At 53.9% G+C, this 19224-nt stretch carries 19 protein-coding genes; 13 read left to right on the top strand and 6 right to left on the bottom strand.

Features of this window, described 5'->3' with window-relative positions:
• The first annotated feature begins 87 nt into the window (after positions 1-87).
• The 7 genes from NK667_RS08045 (at position 88) to NK667_RS08015 (ending at position 5969) form a co-directional block, all read left to right on the top strand.
• The gene (locus NK667_RS08045) at positions 88-717 is read left to right on the top strand and encodes a CGNR zinc finger domain-containing protein (protein WP_054614305.1); all 630 of its coding nucleotides are present in this window, start codon (positions 88-90) and stop codon (positions 715-717) included.
• Positions 718-959: 242 nt separating this feature from the next.
• Positions 960-1829, top strand: a complete 870-nt coding sequence (locus tag NK667_RS08040) for an alpha/beta fold hydrolase (protein WP_054614304.1) — start codon at positions 960-962, stop codon at positions 1827-1829.
• A gap of 101 nt (positions 1830-1930) precedes the next feature.
• Positions 1931-2131 carry a PLD nuclease N-terminal domain-containing protein gene (locus NK667_RS08035; protein ID WP_054051149.1) on the top strand — a complete coding sequence of 67 codons (201 nt, stop codon included), beginning with the start codon at positions 1931-1933 and terminating at the stop codon, positions 2129-2131.
• Positions 2132-2696: 565 nt separating this feature from the next.
• Entirely contained in the window at positions 2697-2990 is a 294-nt protein-coding gene (locus tag NK667_RS08030) for a hypothetical protein (RefSeq protein WP_054614303.1), read from the top strand.
• 243 nt (positions 2991-3233) lie between these two features.
• Positions 3234-3596: a hypothetical protein gene (locus tag NK667_RS08025; protein ID WP_054614302.1), complete on the top strand. Its 363-nt coding sequence runs from the start codon at positions 3234-3236 to the stop codon at positions 3594-3596.
• Between the two features lie 245 nt (positions 3597-3841).
• Complete coding sequence (locus NK667_RS08020; RefSeq protein WP_201783188.1) at positions 3842-4765, top strand: hypothetical protein; 924 nt, start codon at positions 3842-3844, stop codon at positions 4763-4765.
• Between the two features lie 91 nt (positions 4766-4856).
• Complete coding sequence (locus NK667_RS08015; protein WP_083471294.1) at positions 4857-5969, top strand: pentapeptide repeat-containing protein; 1113 nt, start codon at positions 4857-4859, stop codon at positions 5967-5969.
• Between the two features lie 345 nt (positions 5970-6314).
• On the opposite strand, the gene NK667_RS08010 is transcribed toward NK667_RS08015, so the two are convergent.
• Positions 6315-6857 carry a GNAT family N-acetyltransferase gene (locus tag NK667_RS08010; RefSeq protein ID WP_083471293.1) on the bottom strand — a complete coding sequence of 181 codons (543 nt, stop codon included), beginning with the start codon at positions 6855-6857 and terminating at the stop codon, positions 6315-6317.
• Positions 6858-7279: 422 nt separating this feature from the next.
• On the opposite strand from NK667_RS08010, the gene NK667_RS08005 reads away from it, so the two are divergent.
• Together NK667_RS08005 and NK667_RS08000 are read left to right on the top strand one after the other, a co-directional pair.
• Positions 7280-7762: an Hcp family type VI secretion system effector gene (locus tag NK667_RS08005; RefSeq protein ID WP_083471292.1), complete on the top strand. Its 483-nt coding sequence runs from the start codon at positions 7280-7282 to the stop codon at positions 7760-7762.
• Positions 7763-7772: 10 nt separating this feature from the next.
• Positions 7773-8459 (top strand): DUF4225 domain-containing protein, encoded by a 687-nt coding sequence (locus tag NK667_RS08000; protein WP_054614300.1) that lies wholly within the window; start codon positions 7773-7775, stop codon positions 8457-8459.
• A 16-nt stretch (positions 8460-8475) separates the two neighbouring features.
• Here the strand turns inward: NK667_RS08000 and NK667_RS07995 are convergent, their stop codons facing one another.
• The 5 genes from NK667_RS07995 to NK667_RS07975 form a co-directional block, all read right to left on the bottom strand.
• A complete protein-coding gene (locus NK667_RS07995) occupies positions 8476-8958 on the bottom strand; it encodes a hypothetical protein (RefSeq protein WP_054614299.1) in 483 nt (160 codons plus the stop codon).
• 300 nt (positions 8959-9258) lie between these two features.
• The gene (locus tag NK667_RS07990; protein WP_007895886.1) at positions 9259-9807 is read right to left on the bottom strand and encodes a cupin domain-containing protein; all 549 of its coding nucleotides are present in this window, start codon (positions 9805-9807) and stop codon (positions 9259-9261) included.
• 461 nt (positions 9808-10268) lie between these two features.
• Positions 10269-11555, bottom strand: coding sequence for an NAD(P)/FAD-dependent oxidoreductase (locus NK667_RS07985; RefSeq protein ID WP_054051140.1), 1287 nt, complete (start codon positions 11553-11555; stop codon positions 10269-10271).
• A gap of 50 nt (positions 11556-11605) precedes the next feature.
• The gene (locus tag NK667_RS07980; protein WP_054614298.1) at positions 11606-13096 is read right to left on the bottom strand and encodes an aldehyde dehydrogenase; all 1491 of its coding nucleotides are present in this window, start codon (positions 13094-13096) and stop codon (positions 11606-11608) included.
• Between the two features lie 304 nt (positions 13097-13400).
• Entirely contained in the window at positions 13401-14777 is a 1377-nt protein-coding gene (locus tag NK667_RS07975) for a glutamine synthetase family protein (RefSeq protein ID WP_054614297.1), read from the bottom strand.
• Between the two features lie 280 nt (positions 14778-15057).
• On the opposite strand from NK667_RS07975, the gene NK667_RS07970 reads away from it, so the two are divergent.
• The 4 genes from NK667_RS07970 to NK667_RS07955 all read left to right on the top strand — a co-directional run bounded on the left by NK667_RS07970 (position 15058) and on the right by NK667_RS07955 (position 19132).
• Entirely contained in the window at positions 15058-15819 is a 762-nt protein-coding gene (locus tag NK667_RS07970; RefSeq protein WP_054051134.1) for a gamma-glutamyl-gamma-aminobutyrate hydrolase family protein, read from the top strand.
• 378 nt (positions 15820-16197) lie between these two features.
• Complete coding sequence (locus tag NK667_RS07965) at positions 16198-17340, top strand: ABC transporter ATP-binding protein (protein WP_054614296.1); 1143 nt, start codon at positions 16198-16200, stop codon at positions 17338-17340.
• Entirely contained in the window at positions 17337-18251 is a 915-nt protein-coding gene (locus NK667_RS07960) for an ABC transporter permease subunit (protein WP_054614295.1), read from the top strand. Before NK667_RS07965 ends, NK667_RS07960 begins: the two co-directional genes overlap by 4 nt.
• Positions 18248-19132, top strand: coding sequence for an ABC transporter permease subunit (locus NK667_RS07955; protein ID WP_054614294.1), 885 nt, complete (start codon positions 18248-18250; stop codon positions 19130-19132). Before NK667_RS07960 ends, NK667_RS07955 begins: the two co-directional genes overlap by 4 nt.
• The last annotated feature ends 92 nt before the right edge of the window (positions 19133-19224 follow it).

Here is a 19224-nt window from a genome sequence, read left to right as displayed (position 1 = left end):
GAGGTTATGTAGCGATCAGTAACTTGTCAAACACATTTTGAGTGGTTACGATGAGCCACATAAATCACGGCTTTGGTGGACACCCCCATGAGCAGCACACCTCGCGGTCCGGCCATCTTCGTCGCCGACGCCCCCGCCCTGGACTTCCTGAACTCGATCGCGACGCCCGTCGACGAACCGGTCGACTGGATCGACGACGGCGCGGGTTGGCTGGACTGGCTGAAACAATCAGGCTGGGTCGAAGACGCTGTTCTGGAACGCCTCCAGGTCCAGGCGATGCCCGGCGAACTGGAAAACGTCGCGGCCCAGGCGCGCTCGTTGCGGGAATGGTTTCGCGGCTTCGTCCTGAAATACAAAGGCAAACCGCTGGACGCCTCGGTGCTGACCGAGCTCGACGCCCTGAATCGCCTGCTCGAACGCGACGAGAAATTCACCCAAATCACCCTGCAAACCGGCGACACACCGACCCTCGCCGCACAGCTGCAACGCCGCTGGCGCAGCCCGGATTCCCTGCTGCTGCCACTGGGCGAAGTGCTTGCGCAGTTCGTCAGCACCGAAGACTTTTCCAACGTGAAATGCTGCGAAGGCCACGCCTGCACCCTGATGTTCGTCGACCACACCCGAGGCCGAAAACGCCGCTGGTGCAGCATGGCCGTGTGCGGCAACCGCGCCAAAGCCGCCGCCCACCGCGAACGCCAGAAAAACCTGGGCGCGTAAAACTTAACAATCCACTGAAGATCCCCTGTGGGAGCGGGCTTGCTCGCGAATACGGTGTACCAGTCGACAAAAATGTTGCCTGACACACCGCCTTCGCGAGCAAGCCCGCTCCCACATTGTTTTTGTGCTCGCCACAAAAAACAGTAACCCATCAAAATAACTTTGACAGGTTACACACCCCATGCAACAGTCTTACTCGAAACCGCCTAAACCCCATCCAACAGGTTACGAGGTCCACCACCATGAACACCCCAACCATCACCTACAAATTCGCCCACACCGACGGCATCAACGTCTTCTACCGCGAAGCCGGCGCCCCCACCCAGCCAACCCTGCTCCTGCTCCACGGTTTCCCCAGTTCATCCCACCAATTCCGCCAACTCATCCCCCTGCTCTCGCAACACTTCCACATCATCGCCCCCGACCTGCCCGGCTTCGGCTTCACCGAAGTGCCCGCCGCGCGCGAATACGTCTACAGCTTCGACGCCCTCGCCCAAACCCTCGAACACTTCGTCGACACCCTGGGCCTCAAACGCTACGCCATGTTCGTCTTCGACTACGGCGCCCCCACCGGCCTGCGCCTCGCCGTCAAACACCCGGAACGCATGACCGCCCTCATCTCGCAAAACGGCAACGCCTACCTCGAAGGCCTCGGCGACGCCTGGGCCCCGATCAAAACCTACTGGGCCGAACCGAACGCCACCAACCGCCAAGCCATCGCCGACGCCGTCCTGCACCTGGAAGGCACCCGCTGGCAATACGAACACGGCGTCAGCCACCCCGAACTCATCGCCCCCGAGTCCTACACTCTCGACGCCCTGCTCCTGGAACGGCCCGGCAACAAAGACATCCAACTCGACCTGTTCCTCGACTACGCCAACAACCTCAAACGCTACCCCGACTTCCAGCGCTTCTTCCGCGAAACCCAACTCCCAACCCTCGCGATCTGGGGCAAACACGACCCATTCTTCATCCCGCCAGGCGCAGAAGCGTTCAAGCGAGACAACCCCAATGCGGTAGTGGAATTGCTGGATACCGGGCACTTCGCGATGGAAACCCACGTGGAATACATCGCCCAGCGAATCATTGAAGTGATCCGCAGCGCCGTGTAATGACGACAGCAGGCGGATACAAGGCTGCATCCGCCTGATAAAAAGAAATGAACCCTCACCACCACCGCCCGCCTAATGAAATGACTTTCAGGAGGTGGCTAATGCAAATCGAATACGTCTGGATCGCACTCGCGGCAGTACTGGTGGTGATTGAATTGTGGGCGATCAACAAAGTGATCAAAAGCGGCAGCAAGATCGACAACAAAGGCGTGTGGATCGTCGTCATCGTCTTCGTGCCGCTGATCGGCCTCATCGCCTGGGCTCTCGCCGGGCCGAAACACAGCACCCATAGCGCGCAATAGCCCGAGCCCTCCAAAAAGCCCCGAACATTCGGGGCTTCATAATTTCTGAACATCCCCGCAACCCACGTAGGAGCTGCCGAAGGCTGCGATCTTTTGATCTTCAAGTCTGAAAACCACGTAGGAAAACACCCTTTGTGGCGAGGGAGCTTTCTCCCGCTGGGATGCGAAGCAGCCCCAATCCGCTGCCACCTATTTCCTCAGACATTTCCGAACGCCCAACCCGCAAGGGTTTCGTGGTCGAACGCAGCAAATCTCCTTCATCACAATGGCCTAAAAGGCGTCCTACACCCCGGTTGCGGGCCCCAAAGTGGCCACCTATATTCGACCCGTCGCCACAGCAATTGGCGATAGGGTTTCGCAGCCCTGAAGAAGTAGATACGCACCGTCAAATGACAACTGTGGCAAAATTCGCCACCGTTACGTTTTATGGCGGCTGTGTGTGGGAGACCTTCGGGTCTGCCGGCTTCGACTCTTCTCCGGTCTGCGAACCCGCACATAGCTGCCACCTATTTGTTTCGCAGCAGAAGGTGGCACTTCATGATTATTCTTTGAAGAGTTCACCCTTATGACTACGACCAATCCGCCCCGCCGCTTCACCCCCATGTCCCAATTCGCCACCGACTACCCCGTCCTCCTAATCGACAACGACGCCCCCATCCGCGAACTCCACAACTGCGTCAGCGAACGCCTCAACGCCGTCCTCAAATACCTCAACCTCATGGCCTGCACCAGCCTGCCGGACTACGCCGAAAACGACATCAACACCGTCACCAACATCGCCTTGATCCTGATCCGGGATGTGCATGACGTGTTTCGGGTGATTGAGCAGCGTGGGTTTGATGCGCCGCAGAATCCGTAATCCCGAATGAAACAAAAAAAACCGCATTCCTGCGGTTTTTTTACGCCCTCGGAAAGCAGAATTCACAACCTGCCGCACCAACCCAGTCACGCATCAGCCAACAATCGACTTTGGTCTCACCCTCTTCCACTGACCGCATCTTGATGGCACTCTGCTACCCAAAGGACAGATTGTTGAGCCATGAACACAGCTCATCCGCGCTCAACATCTGCGTTGCCAGATTACGCAGGAAAGGATACCTCCATGAAAAAGTGGCTCTTAGCGTTCATTTTCTTCAACTCCGCCATGTGCTCAGCCGCGACGATCCTCAACCCAATGGATTTCGACGGCTCCGAAGCCCAGAAAAAACAAGTCATCGACTCCATCACCGCAACGGTGAAAAAAGACTACTGCGAAAAAATCGACATGTGCCAGGAAAGCACTCTGCGCATGATGGAAAAGCAGAATCTGGATGCGTTCAAAGAAGCGACCAAGGCTACGGATCGTAAGATCATGAATGCAGTGATCCATGATTACTGTGAAAAGATTGATATGTGTAACTACGGCACTATTTGGATGATGTACAAACAAAATTTCGAGGCCGGCAAAAAGACCCTTACCTGGTAAAGTCTTGAGGCCAAGGTGAAGAAAAGGGTAGATCTGCTCAACAACTCCGCTTCATTTCCGCAACTTGCCTATGTTGTTTATATAAAAAACCATACTTATTATCACGACAGCAGCCAAAGCCAAGTCAAGTGTTACAGCCCCTCTCCAATAGCAATAACCAAAGGTTATTTAACACGCATCCTACAAACACATAAAAACCAAAAAAACAAGCTCCGTCTTATTCAAATGCGAGGATCACATACAATATGGTAGCTAGCACCCGAGAGTTCGATAGATGGGCGGGCCGAGGAAGAACGACGTGGCCCTTTCAAGTTTTTCAAAAACATAACGCTGAGCTTAGCACTATGCTAATCGCCCATGCCAGCGCACTAAAATTCACCTATAAATATCTTGGATCTAAGAAAGCAAACTGGGAGGACCCAATAAACAAGTACTTTCCTAACAGTGAAGAATTAATGCTATGTGGATTTGATACTGTAAAATCCTGGTCAGACTCTTACAACACAGCTGACAACTGGATAAATTTGAATTGTGTAATGGCGATCAGCTCAAACTTTGAAACATATTTATCAACCGTTGTTAAATTGGCACTAGAATCAGATACTGGCGTGCTATTTGGAGCAAGTAAAAGAATTGACGGAATAGAAATTCTTAAACACGGAAAAAAACACTCGTCGAACTTCGAAGATGAAATCTTAAATTGCACAAAAGGAGACTGGAACAGCAGAACAAATTCTTTTTTGAGAATTTTTGGAAAAGCCCCCGATATCCTTTTGAAAAATACTCGCTCCCTAGAAAGCATCAGAAAGATACGAAATGATTTGGGGCACGCATTTGGAAGAGATATAAAAGCAAGTAGAAACCATGAAGTCGTAAACATCTCAAAACCTAAAACCTTGAGCAGGGAAAAAGCTGTAAAATATCAAAAACTCGTGTTTAAAATCTGCAAGGATATCGATAATCAATTATTTATTGATCATATCGGCGAATACCAAGCAGTTCATTTTTATCACAAACTTAGACAAACTTTGAAACACGATGATGAAAACAAAAGCAGACAACTTGGCAATCATGTATTCGCATTAAAAAAAGGACTTGGCCATTACGGAGTTGAACTAGCAGGAAAAAAATTTTGCAAAGGACTGATTGAGTATTATGAAGAATTGTAGCCGCACCGGAAAATTAAATTTTTTCTTTTCAAGCTCTTCGACAACTAGCCCTCTTGCCGTCTTTTAAGGTTTCAGCTAAAAAAGGATCACTATGAATAGCGACTCAATAGAAAAACCTAACAAAGATCAACACGCCCTTTTAGTATCTTGCGCTATAAAAGGCGACTTCACCACTTGGAATGAATATGTTTCAAATTTAGATGAAACCATTAAACTTCGTGGTGCAAACTTGAGCAACTTAAATATAAGCGATGCTATTTTCAAATCAAAAAACGGCCGAGGTGCAGATTTATACAAAGCAAACTTTAAAAACTCAATACTTTCCGGCATTGACTTTTCAGATGTAAACCTAATGGAGGCTGAATTCCAAGGAGCAGATATTTCCGGGGGATTTTTTCATGACACCGTTTGCGTTAGAGCACAATTTGAAAGCACAAAATTTACAATGGTGGATTTCACCTGCGCAAATTTGCAAGAAGCAACTTTCAAATTTACAAGATTTTTCGAATGCAACTTTTATGAAACCAATTTCGTCGCAGCCAACCTTGAGGGCGCACGATTCATAGGCGGAGGCTACAACCCTTTTTTGGGAAGTGAGCACAGATTAAATCTTTGCGGAGCATCTTTTATCAAGGCCAAATTTGACAATGAAACCTTTTTTGATTTATTCAATGTATCAATCAGAACCGATTTCAGAGCTACCAATTTTGAAAGCGCCAACTTCTCATCAGGACTACGCCAAACATTACAGTATTGTAATCGGCGACACAATTGGAACGACTGGTACCGGCAAAGAAGCGACGTGAAAAGCTTTTTTGTAAAAGCTTTTTGGTTACACTCCGATTATGGAAATTCAACAGCGCGGATCGTTAAAGCATTTTTCAGTATATGTTTCCTATTTGCGCTAATTTACTGCGTTTTTCCGAATATGATAATTGGGTTAGAACCATGGCAACCGATACGGAGCCTCTATTTCTCAATAGTTACGATGACAACGCTGGGCTTCGGAGATATGTTTGCACGGCCTGATAGCTGGGCTGCCCAGTGCATCATTATGATTCAGGTACTCTATGGATATGTTTTGTTAGGTGCATTAATTTCAGTTTTATCAAATTTATTCATATCCGATGGCCCAGCCCAAGGTTTAATAATACATCCGCGCAAACCATTAAAAATATCGTTCAAGATACAAGATATACCCTAAAAAATTTAAACAGGTAGAAGTTACTTTTTCCGTAAATCAAAAAGCCCGACTCAAAGCCGGGCTTATCTTCATTGCTGAATACAGTCTAACCAACAAAAGAGTTCCCCCCACTGCTTCTGCCCCAACCGCCTGCGCTCCACCTCCAGCCTTAGATCCTGCCGGAGCAGGTCCATTATCGGTAATATCGCCATCCGCCTCTTTTTTAAGCGAACCTGCATCCGGATCTGCATTGTCTGTTTCGGTGCCGGCTGGATGGTGCCACTGGCGCCGCTTGGGGAGGTAGTCGTAGCGCTCGCACCCGGCGAGCCGCTAGACAGGATCGCCGCTCGGGTAAGCACCATAGTCTTATGGTTGATCATGTCGAATCTTCCTGCGCGCGATTAACACAACATTGGAAGAACGAGCGCTGAAAAACGTATCGCTATTAAGTCCTTTCAGCATCGGCACACACGCCAACTGAAGCCCCGAAGGAGAATGGTAAATAGAGGATTTATCACCGACATAACCGCACCGCCGATAAAAGTCAGCCGCATTCAATGTTGCGTCCAAATTGACTCGATCCACCCCCAACCCCCGCGCCAAAACTTCCAGGTGAGAGAGGATTTTTAAGCCGATGCCTTGCTGCATAAATCCTGGCAGTACGAAGATCGCCCCGATCTCACAGTTATCCAGATCCAGCATCCCCGTCGCCACCGGCTCACCGTCAATACAACCCAGATAAAAGTGCTTGTCCATCAGGATGTCATACCCATCCTTAGCAACCCCTGCCGTCCAGGCAAGCATTTGCTCTTCGGTGTAGGCCCCAATGCATTGATGCCGTATAGCTTGAAGGCGTATCTCGAACGCAATTTGCGCATCGCTCGGTGCGGCGCGTCTGATCTCAAACATCTCTTTCTCCATTAGCCATCAATGGACGAAGAACTAAAAAGCCCCGTCCATTTCTGGCGGGGCTTTGGGTAACTGCGTCAAATCCTATGAACGCGTGACCTCATGGCCCGCCGGAAGCGGTCATGGAGGAGCACATCATGTTCATCTGGCGTGTGTAGGTCATGGGTCGATAGTGTTTGGGATGGTCCCGTCTGTCAACCCGGCAACGATGCGATCGTAATCTCGTTTTCGATCCGCGCTGATGCGCATTCAATCTGGTGACCATTGCGCAGAGTTGTAGGGTTCTTCTATCGAGTTTTTCTTTGTTCTTCGTAAGAAAACTCCGAACTCTTTGATGCACTCAATTACACCAGATCCCTTCTGACAGAGCACTTGTTACTCTTGAAATAGATCGATCAAGCAACTAAATGGGAGTGTCACGCATGGCGAATCACGGTTACATGAGTATTACGGGCAAGCGGCAAGGTTTGATTTCTGCAGGTTGTTCTAGCCAAAGTTCTATCGGCAACAAATGCCAGATCGGGCATGAAGATGAAATCATGGTTCTGGCTTATTCGCACAATATGACCACAGGTAATGACGGCGGATACTCAAGCAATCGCGGCAAGCACCTGCCTATCATGATCACCAAGAACATCGATAAGTCCTCTCCACTGCTGGCAAGTGCTCTGCACGAACGTGAAGAAATCGAATGCACGATACATTTTTATCGAACATCACCAGCCGGCGGCCAGGATAAGTATTATTCAATACGATTAACCGGAGCAAAAATCGCTCATTTGAATCTTCAAGTTCCTCACTCCATACATATGAACGAAGATCAGCCACAAGAAATGGTATCCATTCGTTATCGAGATATCAGCTGGACACACGTTCAAGCGGGTACAAGTGCTTACAGCTTTTAGGGGAAAGAAGATGAGTGATGATATTTGTGATATTCATGATGTGACTAGAACTGCTTCTGATTTGGTCGCGCTTGGATGTACCCTTGGCGCCACACATTTGTACGATAGCTTTTTACAACTTAAATTTAGTTCGATTATTTCTTCTTTTGCCAACGAGATTATCCAAGCGGTTGACGAGGGCTTAATCAGCGCACGACAGGGCTTGCAGAGTATCAGAGATGAGTATGCAGAATTATCATCCAAAGCGATGTTTTATACTCAAAATGGTATTGGTGTTTTAGCGGGAGCAATGCAAGTTCAAACGGGTGCTTCGTTACTCGGAAATTCAAGAGGCATTAAATCAGTCGTCGGATTAACCTACATCGCGCACGGCACCAATAATATTTATGAAAGCGCAGGAAATATATACAACGGACCTGGCGCTCCCGGCACAGTAGGGCCAATCAGAAAAACATATCAATATTTAGCCGAAAACACGAAAATCGGCGACACACTCTATTACTCTGTAGACTTGGGACTATCAGCTTTCGGCGTAATGAGCTTAGTGCGTAAAAACGATACACTTGAGCTTTTCAGAAAAGACCCTATCAATTATGAGCGAGCGTACAGACAAACAGGAAAGCTGGCACTGGCCTTTGAAGCCTTAGTCGATACAATCACAATAAAAAATATGGCAGAAGAAACAAATTTAAAATAATCAAATCTCAAGCATATTACTTTTTTCGACGAAGCTTCATTATATAAAGACATAAACAGGAAAAAACCAATGCAAAAATAGCCGCACTAACGAAAAACGAAAGGCTGCCTTGCAGCGAAATTGCCTGATCAATTTGTAGATCGATCACGGCAGTCAAAAATAAAGAACTGACAAAAACACCAAAATACGCAACCCAAGCAGAGTCTCTGCGGGGATTTCGATCGCGCCCATGTGAAACATCAATGTAACTGGGAAAACAATAATAAAAGTTAACAAATAACAAAAAAACAAAAAGAAAGCCTAGCACCAGCCAATAATAAATACCACTTAAAGGAACCGCTTTTTCTATTAACTTCGCAAGGAATGCCGCATAAAGCATAGAAAGCATAACAGCTAGTAAGTCCGAAATTAAAACGGTGAAGAAAACCCGCAACCGCATTATTACCCCCTCAGGAAGCCTGACACCCTTTTTGAGCACATATACAATCTGCACATGCATCCAAAATTATAATCCTGTCATTACTACTACTCACTCTAATAAACGACATCAAAGAACGACGATCCGAAGACTCCTACACACCACCTTCTTTTTTCTTACATATTTATCCCAAAGATCCAAAAGCAACGCACCAAAAAAACCAAACCTATAAAGGATATTCAAACGGGAAGCCTAGGGGTTTAGTTGCGCAAAAGATATTTTTAGACCTGCGCAAATAATAAAAGTCCGAAACCTGAGCGGGAATCGGACTTTTATCATGCGAGGAAAATCAAGTTTTAGCGATGCCAGAGTTCATCGCTATCAGAAGTTAGCCGGCGTATTCGCGCTAATAATCTCCGCTTCATCCGCCCCAATATTTCGAAACCGATGCGGCAGTGTCGTCGGGAAGTAATACCCATCCCCGGCGTTCAGCACACTAATCTGCCCATCCACCGTTAGCTCAACCGTTCCGCGCGTCACCAGACCGCACTCCTCGCCTTCGGAGTGAACGATCGGTTCCTCGCCCGAACTCGCCCCAGGCGCGTATTGCTCGCGCAGCAAGCGCATCTGCCGGCTCGGCACGGAAGCGCCGATCAGCAGCAATCGCAGGCCATGCCGCCCAAGATCCGGCTGTTCATTCGCCCGAAATACGTATTGATGCTCACGCGGTGGCTGGTCGAAGGTGAAGAAGTCCGCCAGGGACATGGGGATGCCTTCGAGCAGTTTTTTGAGGGAGCTGACGGAGGGGCTGACGCGATTTTGTTCGATCAGGGAGATGGTGGCATTGGTGACGCCGCTACGGCGGGCCAGCTCGCGCTGGGACAGTTTGTAGCTTTCGCGTACTAATTTGAGTCGTGAGCCCGTGTCCATGACAGCCTTATGTGTGAACTACTTAAGGGGTTATGGGGGTGGATGGCGGGCGACTTTTGGCCGCGAGGAACACCGCTTCCCTGTCCCAGAAACGTGAAAGGCGGGTATTAAATCACGTTTGTTCGTGTTGCTCAGCAGGTTCGATGGGTGGTGGGGTAAAAAGGCTGGTGGGGCTGATTCTGGTCTGTTTTGGTGCGGGAGCTTTGGGGTGAGTTTACTTGTGATGAGGGTGATTCAGTCGATAGCAATGGTGACTGATATGGCCTCATCGCGAGCAAGCTCGCTCCCACAGGGGATCAATGCCAAACACACAATCTGCGCCTGGCCGGGAACAAAACTGTGGGAGCGGGCTTGCTCGCGAAAGCGGTGAGTCAGCCATAGCTTTGGTGACTGACACGGCGCCTTCGCGAGCAAGCCCGCTCCCACGGGGATTGTTTTCCACAGGGGGATTGCGCGATGGCTTAGATACCGAACCGGTCGCGCAGCGAGTAGTACGCGGCGCCCATGGCGGTGAGTGGCGCCGAGAAGGTGCGACCGCCGAGCATGGGCATGTGTGGCAACGAGGCGAAGGCGTCGAAGCGTTCGGCGTCGCCGCGGATCATTTCCGAGATCAGTTTGCCGGCCAGGTGTGAGCAGGTGACGCCGTGGCCGCTGTAGCCTTGCATGTAGTAGGCATTTTTCTCGATGCGGCCGAATTGCGGCATGCGGGACATGGTCAGCAGGAAGTTGCCGGTCCAGCGGTAGTCGATCTTCACGTCCTTCAGTTGCGGGAAGGTCTTGAGGATTTTCGGTTTGATCAGTTGCTCGATGTCGTCCGGTTCGCGGGCGCCGTAGACCACGCCGCCGCCGTACAGCAGGCGGTTGTCGGCGGTGAGGCGGTAGTAATCGAGCAGGTAGTTGCAGTCTTCGACGCAGTAGTTGTTTTTGATCAGGCTGCGCGCGACCTGTTCGGACAACGGTTCGGTGACGACGATTTGCGAGCCGCAGGGCATGCTTTTGCGCGTCACGCGGTTGTCGAGGTCTTGCGGCAGGTAGGCGTTGCCGGCGATCAACAAGTACTTGGCGCGGACCACGCCTTTGGCGGTGCGCACGGTGATCGGTTCGCCGTAGGTGATTTCCACCGCCGCCGATTGTTCGTAGATTTTGCCGCCCAGGCCGATGATGGCCGAGGCTTCGCCCAGGGCCAGGTTCAGCGGGTGGATGTGGCCGCCCTGCATGTCGAGCAGGCCGCCGACGTAGTTGTCGCAACCGACTTCACGCCGGATGTCTGCCGCGTCGAGCATTTTCAGGTTTTTATTGCCGTAGCGTTCCCAGCTGCTTTTCTGCTCGGCCAGGCCTTTGAGTTGCTTTTTGTTCAGCGCGGCGAAGATGCCACCGGGCTTGTAGTCGCACTGGATGTCGTAGTGCTGGATGCGCGAACGGATGATGTCGGCGCCTTCGAAGATCATGCTGCCGAGGACTTCAGCGGTTTTGTCGCCGTAGCGTTCTTCGATCACGTCGACGTCGCGGCTGTAGGAGTTGACCAGTTGGCCGCCGTTGCGACCGCTGGCACCAAAGCCGACTTTGGCAGCTTCGAGCACGGTCACGCTGTAGCCCGCTTCGCAGAGGAACAACGCCGATGACAAACCGGTGTAACCGGCGCCGATCACGCAGACGTCGCAGTCCACCGCTTGTTCCAGCACCGGGAATTCGCCGGTGAAGTTGCGGGTGGCGGCGTAGTAGCTGTTTACATGTGTTGTTGGTTTCATACGTTTCTCCGATGGTCGCAGGCTGGCCTGCGACCGCCGCTGTAAAGGTCTTAGAGCTTGATCCAGGTCGCTTTGAGTTCGGTGTATTTGTCGAACGCATGCAGCGATTTGTCCCGACCGTTACCCGACTGTTTGAACCCGCCGAACGGCGCGGTCATGTCGCCGCCGTCGTACTGGTTGACCCAGACGCTGCCGGCACGCAAGCCACGGGCGAAGGTGTGGGCCTTGCTCAGGTTGCTGGTCCACACGCCAGCGGCCAGGCCGAAGATGCTGTCGTTGGCGATGGCCAGCGCTTCTTCCTCAGTGTCGAAGGTGATCAGCGACAGCACCGGGCCGAAGATTTCTTCCTGGGCGATGGTCATCGCGTTGGTCACGCCGTCGAAAATCGCCGGTTCCACGTACAGGCCACCGGTGCTTTCGAGGGTGCGGCTGCCGCCGGCGATCAGTTGTGCGCCCTGGTCCTTGCCGACTTGGATGTAGCGCAGCACGTTGTCCAATTGACGCTGGTCAACGACCGCGCCGACGGTGGTGTCCGGATCGAGGGCGTGCCCCGGTTTCCAGGCTTGCAGCGCTTCCACCAGCAGCGGAATGAACTGCTCGCGAATCGAGCGCTCCACCAGCAACCGCGAACCGGCGGTGCAGACTTCGCCCTGGTTGAAGGCAATTGCCCCCGCCGCCGCTTGTGCTGCCGCGCGCAAATCCGGCGCGTCGGCGAACACCACGTTTGGACTCTTCCCCCCAGCTTCGAGCCAAACGCGTTTCATGTTGCTTTGCCCGGCGTAGATCAGCAGTTGCTTGGCAATCGCGGTGGAGCCGGTGAAGGCCAGCACGTCGACGTCCATGTGCAACGCCAGTGCCTTGCCGACGGTGTGGCCGTAGCCCGGCAGGACGTTGAACACACCTTTCGGGATGCCTGCGTCCAGCGCCAGTTGGGCGATGCGGATCGCGGTCAGTGGCGACTTTTCCGAAGGCTTGAGGATGAACGAGTTACCGGCGGCCAGGGCCGGGGCGAACTTCCAGCTGGCCATGATCAACGGGAAGTTCCACGGCACGATGGCGGCAACAACGCCCGTTGGTTCACGGGTGATGAGGCCGAGTTGATCGTGCGGGGTGGCGGCGACTTCGTCGTAGATCTTGTCGATGGCTTCGGCGCTCCAGCGGATCGCGTTGGCGGTCGCCGGGATGTCGATGCTCATGGAATCGCTGATCGGCTTGCCCATGTCGAGGGTTTCGAGCAGGGCCAGTTCTTCTTGGTTCGCCAGGATCAGATCGGCGAAGCGGATCAGGATGCGTTTGCGCTCGGCGGGTGCCTGTTTGGCCCAGATGCCGGACTCGAAGGTCTGGCGCGCGACGGCGACTGCCGCGTTGGCATCGGCTTCGTCGGTGCTGGCGACGTTGGCCAGGAAACGGCCGTCAACCGGGCTGATGCATTCGAAGGTATCGCCGCTGAGTGCTGCGCGATATTGACCGTCGATGAATGCGCGGCCTTCGATGGATAAGGACTGGAAGCGTTGTTCCCAGTCGCTGCGAGTGTTTGTCATTGTTGTGACTCGACGCAGAGGAATAAGTGATCGTCAGTTAAAACGTGCAATGAGATCCCCTGTGGGAGCGGGCTTGCTCGCGAAGGCGGTGTGTCAGACGACATCGATGTTGACTGTGCCGACCTCTTCGCGAGCAAGCCCGCTCCCACATTTGATCAGCGGTGGATGCAGATCTTGTGTCCACCACCATTCCCTTGTGGGAGCGGGCTTGCTCGCGAAAGCGGTGTATCAGGCGACATTAATATTGACTGTGCCGCCGCCTTCGCGAGCAAGCCCGCTCCCACATTGGGTCGGCGCTGTCGTTTTAAACGGTGTGCAAATACCAGTTGTACTCAAGGTCCGAGATGGAGTTCTCGAACTCGGCCAGTTCGCTTTCCTTGCACGCCACGAACACGTCGATGTAGAGCGGGTCGATGTATTTGGCCATGACTTCGCTGTCGTCCAGCTCGCGCAATGCGTCGCGCAGGTTGTTCGGCAGGCTCTGTTCGTTCTGCTCGTAGCTGTTGCCTTCAACCGGTGGGCCCGGTTCGATTTTGTTGGTCAGGCCGTGGTGAATACCGGCCAGAACCGACGCCATCAACAAGTACGGGTTGGCATCAGCGCCGGCAACACGATGCTCGATGCGCACCGAGTCCGCCGAACCGGTTGGCACACGTACCGCAACGGTACGGTTGTCGATGCCCCAGCTCGGCGAGTTCGGTACATAGAACTGTGCGCCGAAGCGGCGGTACGAGTTGACGTTCGGGCACAGGAAGGCCATCTGCGCCGGCAGGGTCTCGAGCACACCGCCGATCGCGTGTCGCAGCGCGGCGTTCTGCTCGGGATCCTCGCTGGCAAAGATGTTGTTGCCTTCTTTGTCGAGAATCGAAATGTGCACGTGCAAACCGTTGCCCGCCTGGCCCGGATACGGCTTGGCCATAAACGTGGTGTCCATCTCGTGGTCGTAGGCGATGTTCTTCACCAGACGCTTGAGTAACACCGCGTAGTCGCAGGCTTTGATCGGGTCGTTGACGTGATGCAGGTTGACTTCGAACTGCGCCGGGGCGCTTTCCTTGACGATGGCGTCCGCAGGAATGCCCTGCTCTTTCGCGCCTTCGAGGATGTCTTGCAGGCAATCGACGTATTCGTCGAGGTCATCGATCAAGTACACCTGAGTCGACACCGGACGCTTGCCCGATACCGGCGAACGCGGCGACTGCGGACGGCCGTTCACGTTGTCCTGATCGATCAGGTAGAACTCCAGCTCGAACGCCGCACAGATGGTCAGGCCGAGTTCGTCGAATTTGCGCACCACATTCGCCAGCACTTCCCGAGGGTCGGCGAAGAACGGCTGGCCTTCGAGTTCGTGCATGGTCATCAGCAATTGCGCAGTCGGGCGTTTCTGCCACGGCTCAATGCTCAGGGTGTCAGGGATGGGGTAGCAGATTCGATCCGAGTCGCCGATGTCCAGACCCAGGCCGGTGCTTTCCACCGTAGAACCGTTGATGTCCAGGGCAAACAGTGACGCCGGGAGGTTGATGCCTTTTTCGTAAACCTTATGAAGACTGGTGCGTTCGATGCGCTTGCCGCGCACCACACCGTTCATATCCGCAATCAGAAGGTCGACGTACAAAACCTCAGGATATTTCTTAAGGAATGCGTTTGCTTCGTTGAGTTGAACGGTACGCAGAGGGACCGACATGATGCACCTATTAGCTGTTAATTATTATGTTCACTACCTTGTTGCGAGCCCAGTCAATCCGAAAGGCAAAGTGAAGTCAATAGCGAACACTTGGCCTTTCAACCTTTATTTTCGGGCCTTTTATGGGCACGAGAGTGCCAGATACGTCCCGCGCACCGCGTAATTCCTCGGGATCAGACGATCGGCGTTTAGAATTTTTTACATGAGAGTTGTTAATTAAAATCAACAAGGCTAAGCTCCGGAAAAGCTCGTTCAAGTGTGAAACTTCGAGGTGATAAAAATGGCATTCAAGCCATTGATCGGCGTTACAGCGTGCGTCAAACAGATTGGCCTGCACCCCTACCACGTCAGCGGCGACAAGTACTTGCGTGCTGTCAGCGTCGCGGCTCTGGGGCTGCCCGTGGTCATTCCTTCCCTGGGCGAACTGACCGAAATCGAGGACCTGCTCGCGCAGCTCGACGGTCTGTTGCTGACCGGCTCGCCATCGAATGTGGAGCCCTTCCACTATCAAGGCCCGGCCAGTGCTCCCGGCACGGATCACGATCCGGCGCGGGACGCCACGACTCTTCCTTTATTGCGTGCAGCGATTGCCGCCGGCGTGCCGGTGCTCGGTATCTGCCGTGGCTTTCAGGAAATGAACGTGGCGTTCGGCGGCAGCCTGCATCAGAAAGTCCACGAGCTGCCCGGCATGCTCGATCACCGTGAAGCGGACAGTCCGGAATTGGCGGTGCAATACGCGCCGGCCCATGCGGTCACCGTGCAACCGGGCGGCGTGTTTGAAGCGTTGGAGTTGCCTGCCGAGTTCATGGTCAATTCGATTCACAGCCAGGGCATCGATCGACTGGCGCCGGGGCTGCGTTGCGAAGCGATTGCACCGGACGGTTTGATCGAGGCGATCTCGGTGGACCACAGCCCGACCTTTGCCGTCGGTGTGCAATGGCACCCGGAATGGCAGGTGCTATCGAATCCTCAGTATTTAAGTATTTTCCAGGCGTTTGGTGACGCGTGCCGGCAACGGGCGGCGCTACGTAAAAAACGCTGACGACTTAAACCCTCACTCAACCCTTTAACTGCCCTCGTGAACGGGCGGCTGCGCCGACGCGCGCTGCTTCTTCACGCGTAAAAAACGAAACAAGACAACAACAAGCACCACCAGGCAGCCAGGACGGCGGCGCCGAATAAGCCCGAGCATTACGGGAGATACCAGTGAGCCAAACGCAAATCCAGGGTGGGAGCGGGCTTGCTCGCGAAGAGGGAGTGTCAGTCGACATTGATGCTGCCTGATACACCGCTTTCGCGAGCAAGCCCGCTCCCACAGGGGACCAGCGCTGAACTTACTGACATCACCCGGCAGGGCTTGCAATCAACTATTAAGTCAGGCCGCGTTGGCCCGACGACTGAAACCTGTTGGGAGTTTCACATGGCAAATGCCTCCAGCACTTACAGGAAGGCTCTTGAAGGTCACCAGGCCCCGAAAAAGGTCTTGGTGAAAATCGATCGCGTGACCAAGAAGTTCGACGAAACCACCGCCGTGGACGATGTGTCCCTGGAGATCCATCAAGGCGAAATCTTCGCCCTGCTCGGTGGCTCCGGTTCGGGCAAATCGACCCTGCTGCGCATGCTCGCCGGCTTCGAACGTCCGACCGAAGGGCGCATCTTGCTCGACGGAGTCGACATCACCGACATGCCGCCCTACGAGCGGCCGATCAACATGATGTTCCAGTCCTACGCGCTGTTCCCGCACATGACGGTGGCGCAGAACATCGCCTTCGGCCTGAAGCAGGATCGGTTGTCCGCCAGCGAAATCGACGCCCGTGTCGAAGAGATGCTGCGCCTGGTGCACATGACCCAATACGCCAAACGCAAACCCCATCAGTTGTCCGGCGGCCAGCGTCAGCGCGTCGCCCTCGCCCGCTCCCTGGCCAAGCGTCCGAAGCTGCTGTTGCTCGACGAACCCATGGGCGCGCTGGATAAGAAGCTGCGCTCGCAGATGCAACTGGAACTGGTGCAGATCATCGAACGGGTCGGCGTGACCTGTGTGATGGTGACCCACGACCAGGAAGAAGCCATGACCATGGCTGAACGCATCGCGATCATGCACCTCGGCTGGATCGCCCAGATCGGCAGCCCGGTGGACATTTACGAAGCACCGGTCAGCCGCATGGTCTGTGAATTCATCGGCAACGTGAACGCCTTCGACGGCACCGTTGTCGAGGACCTGGAAGGTCACGCGATCATCCACAGCCCGGACCTGGAACAGAAGATTTACGTCGGCCACGGCGTCAGCACTTCGGTGCAGGACAAGTCGATCACCTACGCCATCCGCCCGGAAAAAATGCTGGTCAGCACGCTCAAGCCGGAGCAGCGCTACAACTGGTCCCAAGGCAAAGTGCATGACATCGCCTACCTCGGCGGCCACTCGGTGTTCTACGTCGAATTGCCTGGCGGCAAAGTCGTGCAGTCGTTCATGGCCAACGCCGAACGCCGGGGCGCGCGTCCGACCTGGGACGACAAGGTCTACGTGTGGTGGGAAGACGACAGCGGCGTGGTACTGCGCTCATGAAAACCTTCAATCAGCAATTTCTAAGACTGGTCCCCAGCGGGCGCAAACTGGTGATCGGTATTCCGTTCATCTGGCTGTTCCTGTTCTTCATGCTGCCGTTCTTTCTGGTCATGAAAATCAGCTTCTCGGAAGCGGCGCTAGCGATTCCGCCCTACTCGGAGATCTACACCTTCGCCGAGCAGAAATTCCAGCTGCTGCTGAACCTCGGCAACTACTCGTTGCTGACTCAGGATGAGCTGTACATCTCGGCATATCTGGGTTCGTTGAAGGTCGCGTTTTTCAGCACGTTGATGTGCCTGGTGATCGGTTTCCCGATGGCCTACGCCATCACCAGAGCCAAAAAGGAAACGCAGAACGTCCTGATGCTGCTGATCATGATGCCGACCTGGACTGCGATCCTGATCCGCGTGTATGCGTGGATGGGCATCCTCAGTAACAACGGTTTGCTCAACGCATTTCTGATGTGGACCGGGATCACCGATCACCCGATCGAGATCCTCAACACCAACACGGCCGTCTACATCGGGGTGGTTTACGCCTACCTGCCGTTCATGGTGTTGCCGCTCTACGCCAACCTGGTGAAACACGACGGCAGCCTGCTGGAAGCCGCGTCGGACCTCGGCTCGAGCAACTTCAACAACTTCTGGAAAATCACCGTGCCGCTGGCCAAGAACGGCATCATCGCCGGTTGCATGCTGGTGTTCATTCCGGTGGTCGGTGAGTTCGTGATTCCGGAACTGTTGGGCGGCCCGGAGACGTTGATGATTGGCCGTGTGCTGTGGCAAGAGTTCTTCAATAACCGCGACTGGCCGGTGGCGTCTGCCCTGGCGGTGGTGATGCTGTTGATTCTGATTGTGCCGATTCTGCTGTTCAACCGCAGCCAGGCCAAAGAGATGGAGGCACGGGGATGAAACGCTTCGGATTTTCAAAGTTCATGCTGATTTTCGGCCTGTCGTTTATCTACCTGCCGATGCTGATCCTGGTGATTTACTCGTTCAACGCCTCGAAACTGGTGACGGTGTGGGGCGGCTGGTCGGTGAAGTGGTACGTCGGCTTGCTCGACAACACGCAACTGATGGGCTCGGTGGTGCGCTCCCTGGAAATCGCCTGCTACACGGCGATTGCGGCGGTGGCGCTCGGGACCTTGGCGGCGTTCGTGCTGACTCGCGTGACCCGCTTCAAGGGTCGCACGTTGTTCGGTGGTTTGGTGACGGCGCCGTTGGTGATGCCGGAAGTGATCACCGGTCTGTCGTTGCTGCTGTTGTTCGTGGCCATGGCGCAGTTGATCGGCTGGCCGCAGGAACGTGGCTTGGTGACAATCTGGATCGCCCACACGACTTTCTGTGCGGCGTATGTGGCGGTGGTGGTTTCGGCGCGTTTGCGTGAGCTGGACCTGTCCATCGAAGAAGCGGCCATGGACCTGGGTGCGCGGCCGTTGAAGGTGTTCTTCCTGATCACTATTCCGATGATTGCGCCGTCGTTGGCGGCGGGCGGGATGATGTCGTTTGCTTTGTCGCTGGATGATTTGGTGTTGGCGAGTTTCGTGTCCGGGCCGGGTTCGACGACCCTGCCGATGGAAGTGTTCTCGGCGGTGCGTCTGGGGGTTAAACCTGAGATCAACGCGGTGGCCAGTCTGATTCTGCTCGCTGTTTCGATCGTGACGTTCATGGTCTGGTACTTCAGCCGCCGCGCCGAAGCCACCCGCAAACGCGCGATCCAGGAAGCGATGGACCAGACGGCCAGCGAGTCCTGGCAACCACAGAAAAACCAACGAGTAGAAGCGACGGCCTAATGGCCTGCAACACGCACACTTTGTAGCAGCTGGCGAAGCCTGCGTTCGGCTGCGCAGCAGTCGTGAATTCAGTCACTGCGGTTCTTTCAGGA

It is taken from the genome of Pseudomonas nunensis (assembly GCF_024296925.1).
GTDB classification, from domain to species: Bacteria; Pseudomonadota; Gammaproteobacteria; order Pseudomonadales; family Pseudomonadaceae; genus Aquipseudomonas; species Aquipseudomonas nunensis.
Note: the sequence above shows the minus strand (reverse complement) of the source record. Positions and strands in the feature narration are given on the sequence as shown.

Excerpts from the sequence above, each read along its gene's own strand:
- NK667_RS07955 (WP_054614294.1), top strand. The coding sequence starts at position 18,248 with ATGAAACGCTTCGGATTTTCAAAGTTCATGCTGATTTTCGGCCTGTCG.
- NK667_RS08000 (WP_054614300.1), top strand. The coding sequence starts at position 7,773 with ATGAGTGATGATATTTGTGATATTCATGATGTGACTAGAACTGCTTCT.
- NK667_RS08005 (WP_083471292.1), top strand. The coding sequence starts at position 7,280 with ATGGCGAATCACGGTTACATGAGTATTACGGGCAAGCGGCAAGGTTTG.
- NK667_RS08035 (WP_054051149.1), top strand. The coding sequence starts at position 1,931 with ATGCAAATCGAATACGTCTGGATCGCACTCGCGGCAGTACTGGTGGTG.
- NK667_RS08020 (WP_201783188.1), top strand. The coding sequence starts at position 3,842 with ATGGTAGCTAGCACCCGAGAGTTCGATAGATGGGCGGGCCGAGGAAGA.
- NK667_RS07995 (WP_054614299.1), bottom strand. The coding sequence starts at position 8,958 with ATGCATGTGCAGATTGTATATGTGCTCAAAAAGGGTGTCAGGCTTCCT.
- NK667_RS07985 (WP_054051140.1), bottom strand. The coding sequence starts at position 11,555 with ATGAAACCAACAACACATGTAAACAGCTACTACGCCGCCACCCGCAAC.
- NK667_RS07975 (WP_054614297.1), bottom strand. The coding sequence starts at position 14,777 with ATGTCGGTCCCTCTGCGTACCGTTCAACTCAACGAAGCAAACGCATTC.
- NK667_RS08030 (WP_054614303.1), top strand. The coding sequence starts at position 2,697 with ATGACTACGACCAATCCGCCCCGCCGCTTCACCCCCATGTCCCAATTC.
- NK667_RS08045 (WP_054614305.1), top strand. The coding sequence starts at position 88 with ATGAGCAGCACACCTCGCGGTCCGGCCATCTTCGTCGCCGACGCCCCC.
- NK667_RS07965 (WP_054614296.1), top strand. The coding sequence starts at position 16,198 with ATGGCAAATGCCTCCAGCACTTACAGGAAGGCTCTTGAAGGTCACCAG.
- NK667_RS08010 (WP_083471293.1), bottom strand. The coding sequence starts at position 6,857 with ATGTTTGAGATCAGACGCGCCGCACCGAGCGATGCGCAAATTGCGTTC.
- NK667_RS07990 (WP_007895886.1), bottom strand. The coding sequence starts at position 9,807 with ATGGACACGGGCTCACGACTCAAATTAGTACGCGAAAGCTACAAACTG.
- NK667_RS08015 (WP_083471294.1), top strand. The coding sequence starts at position 4,857 with ATGAATAGCGACTCAATAGAAAAACCTAACAAAGATCAACACGCCCTT.
- NK667_RS08025 (WP_054614302.1), top strand. The coding sequence starts at position 3,234 with ATGAAAAAGTGGCTCTTAGCGTTCATTTTCTTCAACTCCGCCATGTGC.
- NK667_RS07960 (WP_054614295.1), top strand. The coding sequence starts at position 17,337 with ATGAAAACCTTCAATCAGCAATTTCTAAGACTGGTCCCCAGCGGGCGC.
- NK667_RS07970 (WP_054051134.1), top strand. The coding sequence starts at position 15,058 with ATGGCATTCAAGCCATTGATCGGCGTTACAGCGTGCGTCAAACAGATT.
- NK667_RS07980 (WP_054614298.1), bottom strand. The coding sequence starts at position 13,096 with ATGACAAACACTCGCAGCGACTGGGAACAACGCTTCCAGTCCTTATCC.
- NK667_RS08040 (WP_054614304.1), top strand. The coding sequence starts at position 960 with ATGAACACCCCAACCATCACCTACAAATTCGCCCACACCGACGGCATC.